Raw genomic sequence first — 12,324 nt, 5'->3', positions numbered from 1 at the left:
ATTCGGGGAAGTCGGTGATCGTGGTGGAGCATCATCAGGCGGTGATGGCGCACGCCGACTGGATCATCGATCTTGGTCCGGGGGCCGGTCACGACGGTGGCCGGGTCGTGTTCGAGGGCACTCCGGCCGATCTCGTGGCGGCCCGTTCCACCCTGACCGGCGAGCACCTCGCGGCCTACGTCGGCGCCTGACCGACACCCCAGCCGACACCGTGACACGATCTCCGAGGTAACCGGCAGACCCGCGGCGCGGCACCTGCGCGACCTCGCGCTGCCGCGCCGCGGCCGCGGCCGGATCGATCGGCTGCGGACCCGCCTCCCCGTGATCGCCGCCGCGATCCGCCGAACTGCGCCGAGCTCGAAGGTGCGAGACGGCGAGGTCGGGTGCGCCTGCAGCCGTGATCGTTGAGTTCTTCGGTGAGGTGTGCCTGGACTCCAGGTTCACACTCTTCCAACTGTCAGCATCGCAACTGATTTAATCACAACCGTCACTGGTAAAACCATCAGGCTGCTAGCATCGCGTCAGGAGGTGAGGCTCGTGCCCGACCAGGCAAAGGACGTCGTCGACGACGAGTCCGGGCCGCTGCGTGCGACCACCGGCCACCTGTTGCGCCGCGTGTTCACCGCCGTCACCGCCCATGCCGTGCAGGGCGGGCCGCAGTCGCGCGAGTTCGTGGTGCTCGACATCCTCGCTGACGAGGACGCTCCCTCACAGCAGGACCTCGCCCACAGGCTCGGCATCAACCGCACGATCATGGTCAGGCTGCTCGACCGGCTCCAGGAGGCGGGCCATGTCGTCCGCACCCGCAACCCGGCCAACCGCCGCACCTACGTGCTGTCGCTGACCGAGGCGGGCCGTACAGCCCTGGACGGCATGCGTCACGCCGTCGCCGACCGCGACGCCCGGCTCACCCGCGCGCTCACCGCGCGCGAACGGCGGCGTCTCAACGCCCTGCTGACCAGGCTCGTCGCCGACGGCGGGCAATCCGCCATCCACAGCATCGAGCACCTGATCGCCCAGGCCCACTACCGGCTGCGCCGCCTCGGGGATCATCGGCTCTCGGCATACGGCCTGCGCACCCGCCACCTCGCCCTGCTGCCCGCCCTGGACCGGCTCGGCCCCTGCCCGCAGGAGCAACTGGCCCGATACCTCCACCTCACCGAACCGGCCACCGCGTCACTCATCGAGGAACTGGCGAAAGCCGGCATCGTGTCCCGTGGCCAGGACCCGCACGACCGACGCCGCTATGCCCTGCAGCTCACCGACCTCGGCCGCGCCCGCATCCCCGCGGTGCGTGAAGCCCTGGAGAGCATGGAGAGCGACATCGACGGCATCCTCGGCCCGGACGACGCTCAAGAACTTCGCACCCTTCTCACCAAGCTCCTGCCGTAAGACAGATCCGCCGGTGCGGGACGGCCAGGCCGGTGCTCGGGTGGGCGCCGTCGGCCAGAACCGTGACACCTTCGCAGCCGGCCGCCGGATCAGGCAGCCCCCCGCCGGCCCGACCCGCTCCACCGGCACACCGATCCGTGTCACACACCGCCGCGCCCCCGTCCCGTCCCAGCGGCGAGCCGGGCGCGGAGCGTGCGCAGCGCGTCGTCGACCAGATCGGGCTCGCCGATCTCCAGGCCGTACACGGCGTCCCGCGCCGGGTCGGCCAGAGCCCAGAAGTCCAGCTTCCGGGCGAGTCCTCCGGTGAACGGCAGGCCGCGACAGGCCTGGACCCGCCGTACGAAATCCTCCCCCGCTTCGGCCCACAGGTAGGCCAGGTCGTAGTCGGGGTCGCCGACCTCGGCGTCGCCGAAGTCGATGAGCCCGGTGATCTCCTCCCCGGTGACGAGCAGGTGGTCCAGGCTCAGGTCGCCGTGCGTCAGTGTGGGAAGGTAGGCGAAGTTGCCGTCGTCCTCCAGATAGCCCTCCCACGCCGCGAGCAGCGCCCGCCTCTCCCCCGCCTCCAGTCGAGGGAGCACCTCCTCGCGGACGGCGGCCAGATCCTCGGTGAAGTCCTCCCGCAGGTCCCACGCCGGCATCCCGAGCTTCTCCGCCTCGTCCGCGGGGAAGTCGTGGATGGCGTCGAGCGCCGCGGCGACCCTCTCCACCGGCCCCAGCCGGCTGACCAGTCCCCGCGCGTGCCACTGCTCCGGGGACAGCACCTCACCGGGGACCAGGGGGTAACCGCAGAAAGAGCCGGGCCCGAGCGGGTTGGGCGCGGTGAACAGGAACCGGGGAATGGCCAGGTCGAGGGCGAGTTCGGGGAGCAGCCGGGCCTCCCGATCGACGCTCTCGGCCCCGTCGGCGTTCTTCGGCAGCCGCAGGACGAGCTGCTCGTTCAACAGCAGCGTCACATTGTCCAACCCGGCTCCCAGAGTCCTGAGCGGGGCGGTCCGCAGCTCGGGCAGCACACCGTCGAGGGACTCCCGGATCCTCGGCTCCCAGTCATCCGGCAACGAGACATTCCTGATCATGGATCCACGGTAGCCAACGGGGCACGGTCATGATCGCCATCGCGCAAGGCGACGTCCGGCCCTCCGGGCAGTCGGCCGGGCAATGATGGACTGGAGATCGACAAACGAATTATTCACGCCGAACAGTGCAAAAAAGTAGTCCTACAGCTCTGATGAGGTTGTTGTTCCTTGCGGGATTGACCGACTCAGCTCGTCGGCGAGACCCTTCATGCCGTCGGTTACCGGCAGGGGCATGGTCTTTCATCAGCACTCTCGATCCAGGTCGAGAGGATGCGCATCTACAGGTGGCTAACGGTCCCGAATCTGCCGAACGGCGACCCGTTAGCTCTCATTAGATCGAGGTCAACGACGATTAGGGTAGCAGGCACGCTTCCTCCTCGATTGGACGGTCTTGAGAAACCTCAATCTTCGGAAGTCGCACTCTTTCTCGCACCCACCCTGAGCCCGTTATTACCTGCCGTAAATGTCAGCGTGAACTGTAGGCAAGAAATCGATCAAAGGTCAAGCCTTCAACATGTCGAGGCCGTATTCTCTCACACTTTCACTAGGGCTTGTTATTGCGGCCCCCTGCAAGCGCCAAGGCAATCGCACCCACCATGAATCCCAAGCCGCTAATGGAAAGCGTAAGCGCTAGAGCCCAGCCTCGAGGATGTTCGCTGATTTTTGAAGTAGTATAGATGCTCAGAGTAAATAACATAACGCCGACGGTAAGGAAAATATTACGCCCGTTCACCGGTCCCCATATGTGAGAAAAATAGAAGTGCGGGAATGCTGGAAGTTTCAGCATTCCCGCTTACCGCTGGTGACTCTTGAAACTACTCCTCAGTCGTCGGGGTGTATACGACCTATATACTTGGGGCAGGAATGACCAAGCGCAATAGGCGGATCATTTCGATCCGGAACGTCCCAGCACGATGAGCCGACGAGCCTGACGCGGCCGTCAGCCGAATCCGGGTTCTTGAAGGGCAGTGTAACAAGCACATCAAACCCGGTCCGGAAATCCGTGATGTTACAGAACAGGCCATCACGGCATCGGTACTGGATGTTGTCGTCCCCCTGTGTGGGATAGTGAAGAACTCTATCCCCAGGAGCGCCTGTAACGGTTTTGTCGAAACAGCCCTCTGTACTACCGGGATTGAAGCCGGGCGGATAGCTAATGCTTATCGACCCGGTGAAGGCCCGTGCGCACAGGCTATCCTTAACCTCGATTTGCAGACCTTTAACGAATTGATACTTACCGTACTTCTTCAGGAACGAGGCAGTGACATAGACCTGCGCCCATACGCGATGCTTAGCTATGTTGAGCTCCTCGAGCTCAACAGCCCAAATGGGCTTCCATGCATGCATAGCAGAAGCACGGATTGTCATACCTTTAATCGGAGTTCTCTGATTCGCAGACAGCGGGGTTTGGGGCGTTGCTTGATACCACGAGCAAGAATTCTTTGTGGTCCGTACGATTTTATCACAACCCCCGAAAGTTGACCCGCCCCCCGGGCTGGCACCACCACTTGATACGCCGCATACCTCCGTGACCGAACCATCGGGGTCTACCATGCCGGAGCATGGGTCGTAGCCGTCGGTCGAATCTTCGTAGTTCGGCAGCGGAGCATCAATGATGGTCAGGCCACCGCAGCGGTCGAAGACGAAAATGGAGATCGTGGATTCGATGCCTTCAACGAGGCCGGTCGTGCCAACGACGGATCGCCTCTGGGCCGTGCTCGGCGCGGAGCCGCTTGCTTCGGTCCAGGTGCGCTTTACCTCTGCAGTGACTTGGACGCTACCGTCGGGCGTTGCCTGGATCACACTGTTGAGCAACTCCACCGCTGACCCACTGCGGGTAAGACCGGCTCGCTGTATAGCCGCTCGCCCCTGAACCAGGACGGTGTTGAGAAGCGAGAGTTTCGCTGTATTGGGCGCCTCTGGGGTGACACCCGGTGCGTCCCAGATAGTTGTCGCACGGCCTTCGAGGACGGCGTCCTGAGCCTGGAAATAATGCTTGACCCGGTCGAGGTATTCCTGGGTGCCTGACTCGCTAGCAGCGGTGACCTTGGCGGCCGCGGTACCCGAAGGGGATTCGGGCATGCACGCTGCGCCTCCCTCCCCGCTGCCTGATGAGGGTGGTGGTGGGACGGCCTTGGTGGTGGCGGTGGCAGCTTCCCAATCACCCACCCCGAAGGCAGTCTTGGCCCGCGCCTTGATGGTGTAGGTGATGTCGTTGGCCAAGCCGGAAATGGTGGCGTATGGGTCCTTCACCTCAAGGGTCTTGACGACAGTGCCGCTGTTGTCAGTCACCTCAACGTCGTACCCATCCAGCATGGCGATGCCGCCGTTGGATTCTGGCAGGCCCCAACTGGCTATGGCGCTGGCGTCGCCACCGGACGCGTTGAGGTTGAGTACCTTGCTGGGTGGGCCAGCAAGCAGGTAGGTGAGGGCGAGCGTCGGCTGCTCGGCGACTGCCGGGTCGGCGAAAGTGATCGCCTCATCGGTGTTGGAGGTGAGCAGCAGCCATTGGTATTCGCTTCCGGCGATATCGGCCCGTGGGCCGCTCAACGGCAGCGAGTATGGCGTGGTGTTCGGGTCGGCGTCTGCCGCCAGGTCCGAGCTCTTTGATTCTGCTGTGACCGGGCTCTTGAGCGGAGTGGCGGTGATGACCGCGTCCGCCGGACAGGTGCTTGCCGGGCAAGTCGGGGCGCCGAGCTTGAGGATGCCTTCCGAGACTCCGGCACCATCAGGGAGTTCGTGGAGCTTGAACCCTATGACGGCGGCGGTCTTGTCGGTGCCGGTGCCACCGATCCGCATCACCGTGTCGTCGATCACCGTGCATGGTGCGCCATCGCAGGCGGTGGGGTCGGTCTTCGCCGTCTTGATGACGAAGTTGTCCTTCAGCAGCGTCAGGTGCCGGACGTCTTCGGTGGGCGGCTCAGCCGGGGTACCGGGGATGGAGAAGCTGACCGGGGCCGTTTTGGCGGTGCAGATCTCCCCACCGGTTTCGGTGGTGGCCTGGGTGCCGGCGGTGGGCGCCTGCGCCGTGGCGGACTGTGCGGCGCCGCTGTAGAGGGCGGTGATCTCCGCCGCGGTCAGGGACTTCTGGTAGAGGCGGATGTCGTCGACGGTGCCCTTGAGGTAGCTGTTGTGCGCGCCGTTGACCTTGGTGCGGCCGATCTGGACGTTGCTGGTCGCGTCCCAGGTGCTGGTGTAGGCCACCTCCGCGTTCAGCACGCCGTTCACGTACAGGCGGATCTTCTTGGCGGTGGCGTCGTAGACGCCGACCAGGTGGGTCCACTGGCCGGCCACCGCGTTCTGGGTGGACAGGGCGCGTACGGGCGCGGCGTTGGTGGTGTCGGACTGGTAGGTGACCATCCGCCACTTCTTGTCGCCGGAGGAATAGGCGAGCTTGAACGCGCTGTTGACCGCGCCGTCCTGGCTGACCACCGAGTCTTCCCGGGTGGTGGCGTCCAGGCGTGCCCACGCACTGACGGTGTAGCCGTCGTTGGTGTGCACCGCCGGCCCGCTGGTGACCCCGTAGCTTGAGGTACCGCTCAGCACCAGGCCGTTCTGGCTCTTGCCCGCTCCCCACGAGGCCGCGTTCAGTGTGGCCGTACGGCCGTTTCCGGAGGAGTCTGCCGCGACGGTGCCGCTGCCTTCGTCGAAAGCCCAGCGTGCCTTCTGCGACGGGTCGGACGTGGGAGTGGGCGTCGGGGTGGGAGTCGGCGTCGGATCAGGGGTAGGTGTGGTGCTCTGCGGGCCTACGCAGGCGAGCATCTGCCAGGTGTAGGTCCGGCCGGCCTGGACGGTGTTCTCCGGCACCTGGAAGGAGGCCCGCTCGCCGCCGTTGACGGTGCGCTGTCCGAGCGGGCTGGAGCCGACCGGGAAACCGCCGTTGTCGTAGAGGAAGTACTTGGCCGTGACCGGGCCGCCTGAGGGACGCGAGACCATGCCCGACAGGATGGGCCGGGCCGGGTCGGCCATGCCGGTCTCGGTGTCCGTCGGCAGGAACGGCGCATCCGAGGTGATGCGGTAGGCCGGGCTCTCGTTGCAGGAGGGCGGGGTGACGCCGGTACGGCATGCCTTGACGACGAACTTGAAGCTGGCCGGGTTGTCAAGGGTGAAGGTCTGCTCGATGACCTGGCCGGAGGGTTTGGTGTTGTAGCTGGTGGCGGCGACCTCGCCGTACAGGTCCTTGATCTCCTTGGCGGTCAGGACGCGCCGGTAGAGGCGCATGTCGTCAACCACGCCCTGCAGGTGGTGAGACCCCGACTTGGCGGCGCCGATACGGAAGGGGCCGCTGGTGGTGGTCCCGGAGGGCTGGTAGTCCGCCTCGGCGGACAGCGCGCCGTCGACGTAGAGCCGGATCTTGCCGGCGCCCGCGTCGTACATCGCGACCACATGGGTCCAGGTATTGACCGCGGCCGGTTTGGCGGAGTCGACCCATACGCCGTAGCCGGTGGATCCGCCGCTGCCCGATATCTGCAGACGCCAGTTCTGTGAGCTGCCACCCAGATAGTAGACGCTCAGCCCGAACGGATTGCCGTCCTGGCTTGCGACATACTGAATGTGCTCGTTGTCGTTCAGTTTGACCCAGGTACTGATGGAGAAACTGGAGTCCTGGCTGAGTACCGCCTTGCTGGTGGCGGCGTAGGAGTCCGGTAGGCAGCAGCCGTTGCTTCCGGTCATGTCGTTCAGCTGCATGGCCGATCCGAGCTTGCCGGTGACGGTCTTACGCCTGCTGCCGGAGTAGGTGGCGGTGTAGCCATTACCACTGGCATCTGCCGCGGCGGACGCACCTGCCGCCTCGTCGAACTTCCAGTGCGCCACGTGGCCGGTCGGGAGACTCGGCGGAGGCAGCATGGTGGAGTCGTTGACCGCGACGGTGTAGTTCAGAGCCGTGCTCTCCGGGACACTCGACTTGAAGCCGACCTTGACGCTGGTGCTGCGGGCGATCGCGTCGTTGCCGTTGAGCGAGTCGATCGACTCGGCGGTCACGGTGGGGATCTCGGGAGGCAGCATGTAGTCGACGGTCAGCTTGGGCGGATGTCCACCGGTCTTGTCGGAGGCCTCGAACTCGGTCCAGCCCGGGGTGCCGCCCGAGGAGTCCCAGGGCTCGTACTGGCCGCGCAACTGCAGGCCGTAATCGGTGACGCCGCCCGCCCAAGTGGTGGCGATGCCCTTGATGTCCCAGGTCACCGCGCGCGGGAGCTGGTTGTAGGCCGGGCACACCTGCAACTGGGAATCCGCCTCGGCCACGGGTGGCTTATTGGCCCACGTGTAGGAGCGCGGGTCCGGCCAGTCCGCGGTGAGACGCGACACCTTCAACGCCCCTGTGGTGCTGCAGCCATTGGCTATGCCGGAGGCCCACAGTTCCAGCCGTGCCGAGGCCACCGCCCTGCCGACGAGTGGAGTCGTGTCGAACTTCAGGTAGGAGCGCATGTAAGTGACCGGCTGAGTGCTGCAGCCGCTGTTCGGTGAGCTGCCGACGTTGAGTAGCTCACTGCCGAGCACATAGGTGGCGCCACAGTGATACTGAAGGTAGAAGTCCCTCAGGAGGGTCAAACTGGTGGTGGGATCCACGACGAGCGGGTAGTGGGTGGCGGGGTCGGCCAGGAACGCCGGGTCCGGCTTGAGCACCAGGACCTGTCGGCCCTTCTCCTTGACCACCCGCGTGTCGATCTTGCCCAGGCGTGCGGAGACCGCGGCCGCGCTCTTGGCGCCCGCCGGGGCGGGGCCGCCGTCCATGATCACTGGCTCCGGCGCCGAGGCGACCTGCTCGCCCTTGGCGTCGGTGAGGCTCAGGCCGCCCTTCTTGCCTTCGGCGAAGGTGAGCCCCTCGGTCTGCACCGGGATGCGGAACTCCACCGGAGCGGTGGGGCGCTCACGCAGCACCACGTCATGCCGGAAACCCGCCGGCAGCGCGGTGACGACCAGGTCCGCCCCCTGACCGGCGGCGTCGCGGTAGGTGGCGGTGTTGCCTTCGACCTGCGGCCGGGGCAGGTCCTTCAGCCATGACAGGGCGAATCGCTGCCCCTTGTCGCGTTGCATGGACGCGAACGGCTTGCCGGCGCCGCCGATGGAGAACTCCATGTCGGCCTTGGCGAGCTTCGGCCGGAGCACCCCGTCGCGCTCGACCAGCGTGGTGTCGATCCACGCCCATGACCCGTCCTGCTGCTTCAGCTGAGTCGGCCCCGCATACGACTGCGTCGTGAGATGGCCGTCGGGATAGGCCCAGGTGCGCGAGGTCTCGGTGAACGCGTCGGTCACCTCGACCGGTCTGTTCTGCTTCCTGGCCTCCGCGATCGCGGCCCTCTGCGGCGCGTCGGGATCCGCCGGACGGGGGAACTCCGTCGCCGTGGGGACGGCGGGAGTGGCCGGGGCGCCGGGTTCCGGGTCGGCCTGTGCGGGCATGGTGCCGCCGGCTACCAGGAGTGACGCGGCCAGGGCCGAGACGGTCACGACCGTGGGAGTGATCCGTTTGGGCGATCCACGCCGTGGCGGCGGCGTGGAAGGGCGATTCGGTAAGGGGAACCCCACCGATTACCTCCAGCGATTAGAGGGTGAACCGGCCAGATATTGGGAAATGGGAGCATCCGGCCGGACATGATCGCCATAAGCATCAGTGTTGGCGCTGTTGATCTTGTCGGATAGAATGTCGCGATCTTGGTATTCGATCCGCCGACGTCTGTTTCTTGCAGGGAAACCCCAGGTGAGAAGAGAGACGGCGGTAAACATTCCTGCCCGCAGCAGAGTCCACTCCGTGGGACGACCGCGATTTCATCGGGGGTTGAAGTGGAAATCAGGATTCTCGGTCCGGTCGACATCTGGCGTGATGGGCGGTCGACCGCGATCGTCGGGCTGAAACAACGGACCTTGCTGGCCGTCATGGTTCTTCACGCCAATCGGGTGGTCTCCCACGATCGGCTTCTGACCGCGTTGTGGGGCGCGAAGGTCCCGGCGACCGGACGGCGGCTGCTCCACAACCACCTGTGGTCGCTGCGGCGGCTGCTCACCGAGGGTGACGCCGTGGAGAGCACGCCCACCGGCTACCTGCTGCGCCTGCGGCCGGGCGCCTCCGACCTCGATGTCTTCGTCACCGAGACGGCACGGGCCCGCTCCGCCCTGTCGGAAGGTGAGACCGCCCAGGCCTCGGAGAGGTTCCGCACGGCACTGTCCCTGTGGCGTGGCCCCGCGCTCGGCGGCACCCACCCCGAGCTGCAGGCGACGGAGGGGGCGGCCCTGGAGGAGTTGCGCCTCGCCGCGCTCATCGGTCGCATCGAAGCCGATCTCACCCTGGGACGTCACCCGGAGCTGATCGGCGAGCTGCGCCTCCTGGTCGCCGAGCACCCGCTGAACGAGGAACTGCGCGGCCAGCTCATGCGCGCGCTCCACCGTGCCGGCCGTACGGCGGAGGCGCTCGATGAGTTCCGGGCCGGCCGCCTGCACCTCCGCGACGAGCTAGGGCTGGACCCCGGAGAGGAACTCACCCGTGTCCACCAGACGATCCTCTCCGGAGAGGCCGCAGAGACCGGAAAGTCCCGCGGGAACGGGGAGAGCGCTCCCGGCGTCGCCGACGCGGCACCCGTCCCCGCGGCACCCGTCCCACCCATGCCCCGGCAGCTGCCCGCCGACGTCACGCGCTTCACCGGCCGCCTGGAGAAGCTCCGCCAGCTCGACCTGCTCCTGTCCGAGGAGGAGGGCACCGCGACCGTGGTGATCTCGGCCATCGCGGGCACCGCCGGGGTCGGCAAGACCGCGTTGGCGACACACTGGGGACACCGGGTGGCCGCCCGGTTCCCCGACGGGCAGCTCTACGTCAACCTGCACGGCTACTCACGGGGGCGGGCCACCACCGGGGCTCAGGCACTGGACCGGCTTCTCCGCGGGCTCGGCGTGGTCGACGACGAGATCCCGCACGACGTCGACGAGCGCGCGGGGCTTTACCGCTCGCTGCTGGCGCACCGGCGGATGCTCATCGTCCTGGACAACGCCGCCACCCCGGACCAGGTCCGTCCCCTGCTGCCCGGCTCCTCCCCCTCCAGGGTCGTCATCACCAGCCGGGATGCCCTGCGCGGGCTCTCCGTCACCCACGACGTCCGCGGCATCGTGCTCGACGTGCTGCCGGCCGACGAGGCGACCGCGCTGCTCAACAAGCTCCTGGGCAGAAACGGAACGGACGACGAGACGGATCCGGTCCCCGAGCTGGCCCGGCTGTGCGGATACCTGCCGCTGGCACTGCGACTGGCCGCGGCGCAGCTCGCGGGAGAACCCGCCTCCCGGATCGGCGACTTCACCGCCAAGCTCCGGCAGGAGAACCGGCTGACCGTTCTGGAGCTCAGGGAAGACCCCGGCACCGGGGTCCGCTCCGCTCTCGAACTGTCCTACCGGAGTCTCCCGGAACCGGCACGGCGGACGCTCCGGCTGCTCAGCGTGCATCCGGGGCCGGACATCGACCTCCAGGCAGTGGCCGCTCTCACCGCCATGTCCGCCGAGGACGCGTCGGCGGCCGTCGATGCGCTGCTGAACGCGCACCTGCTCCAGCGGGACGGCGACGGGAGACTGTCGATGCACGACCTCGTACGCGTCTACGCGGGAGAACGGAACGAGGCCGACGACAGCGAGGCGGATCGTGACGGCGCGCTGACAAGGATGCTCGACTGGTACCAGTACGCGCTCCTGAAAGCCATGGAACATCTGTCCTCCGATGACAGCGCCTCAATGACGATCACTCCCGTGGACGACGGGATACCGGACCTGCCCGGTGTGGATGAGGCGATGGCCTGGCTGGAACGGGAACGCCACGTTCTCATGGCCGTGATCGTCCACGCCGCGGAGCGGGATCGGCACATCCACGCATGGCAGACCGCCGCCCTGCTGTCGTGGTTCTTCTACGCGAAGAACCACTTCGACGACCTGTTCATGACGGGCGAGGTCGGGTTGTCCTCCGCCCGGCGGATCGGTCATCGGCAAGGCGAGGCGGAGATCCTGAGCGACCTGGGCTACGCCAAGATGTTCACCGGACGATACGCCGAGCACCTGAGCCACCAGCAGCAGGCTCTGGACATCTGGCGTGCCGTCAAGGATCGCAAGGGCGAGGCGAAAGGGCTGCGCCACGTGAGCTACGCCCTGCAGCTGGCCGGACGGCCCATCGAGGCGATCGAGGTCGGCGAGCGGTGTCTCGCCCTGAGCCGCGAACTCGAAGATCGCACGGGCGAGTTCACCGCGCTGGACAACCTGGCGATCAGCTACCACGTCGCGGGACGCTACGAGGAGGCGCTTGACGCCCTGTCGAAGTGCCATGGCTACTGGCGGGAACAGGGCAGGGAGTATGACGAGGCCTACTGCCTCATCCAGATGGGCGCCGTCCACACGAAGCTGGGCGATCTGACGACGGCTCTGGAATCTTTCGAGAAGGCGCTTCCCCTGGGGCGGAGCCAGGGCAATCTCCGGATCGAGGTCGACGTGTTCAACGGCATCGCCGTGGTCCTGCGCCACCGTGGATCCCATGCGGAGGCTCTCGACCACCATGAGAAGGCGCTCACCCTCGCGAGAACGCTGCGGAGCAGGCCGCTGGAGGGTGAACTGCTCAGCAGCCTCGGAGAGACCTGCCTGGCGAGCGGGGACAGCCGGGCCGCCCTGGAGCACTACCGGGAAGCGGCGGTCTACGCCGACGAGGCGGACGATCCCTACCAGCGAGGATTCGCCTACGCGGGGCTCGGTAACGCCCTGCACGCCCTGGGGAGGACCGAGGACGCCGAGAAGCACTGGCGGACGGCGTTCGACATACTGTCGCCCATGGACCTCCCCGAGGCCGAAGTCGTCGCCGAGCGGATGCGCGCGGCGGGCCTGATGTGAGGGGAGGGCATCCGGC

Annotated in this window: 4 protein-coding genes and 1 pseudogene; 3 read left to right on the top strand and 2 right to left on the bottom strand. The window is 66.6% G+C overall.

What is annotated here, in order from left to right:
* Both CA984_RS24240 and CA984_RS24235 read left to right on the top strand, forming a co-directional pair.
* A pseudogene (locus CA984_RS24240) lies at positions 1 to 191 on the top strand (ATP-binding cassette domain-containing protein); the annotation flags it as partial.
* A gap of 346 nt (positions 192 to 537) precedes the next feature.
* Positions 538 to 1,392, top strand: a complete 855-nt coding sequence (locus CA984_RS24235) for a MarR family winged helix-turn-helix transcriptional regulator (RefSeq protein ID WP_242676138.1) — start codon at positions 538 to 540, stop codon at positions 1,390 to 1,392.
* 140 nt (positions 1,393 to 1,532) lie between these two features.
* On the opposite strand, the gene CA984_RS24230 is transcribed toward CA984_RS24235, so the two are convergent.
* Both CA984_RS24230 and CA984_RS24225 read right to left on the bottom strand, forming a co-directional pair.
* A complete protein-coding gene (locus CA984_RS24230; protein WP_086575861.1) occupies positions 1,533 to 2,465 on the bottom strand; it encodes a phosphotransferase in 933 nt (310 codons plus the stop codon).
* Between the two features lie 822 nt (positions 2,466 to 3,287).
* Entirely contained in the window at positions 3,288 to 8,912 is a 5,625-nt protein-coding gene (locus CA984_RS24225) for a LamG-like jellyroll fold domain-containing protein (RefSeq protein WP_086575860.1), read from the bottom strand.
* 333 nt (positions 8,913 to 9,245) lie between these two features.
* Here CA984_RS24225 and CA984_RS24220 point away from each other — a divergent pair, with 333 nt between their 5' ends.
* On the top strand, positions 9,246 to 12,308 hold the full coding sequence (locus CA984_RS24220) for an AfsR/SARP family transcriptional regulator (RefSeq protein ID WP_086575859.1): 3,063 nt from the start codon (positions 9,246 to 9,248) through the stop codon (positions 12,306 to 12,308).
* Positions 12,309 to 12,324: the final 16 nt, after the last annotated feature.

This window comes from Streptosporangium minutum, assembly GCF_002149035.1.
In the GTDB taxonomy this organism is placed as follows: domain Bacteria; phylum Actinomycetota; class Actinomycetes; order Streptosporangiales; family Streptosporangiaceae; genus Streptosporangium; species Streptosporangium minutum.
Note: the sequence above shows the minus strand (reverse complement) of the source record. Positions and strands in the feature narration are given on the sequence as shown.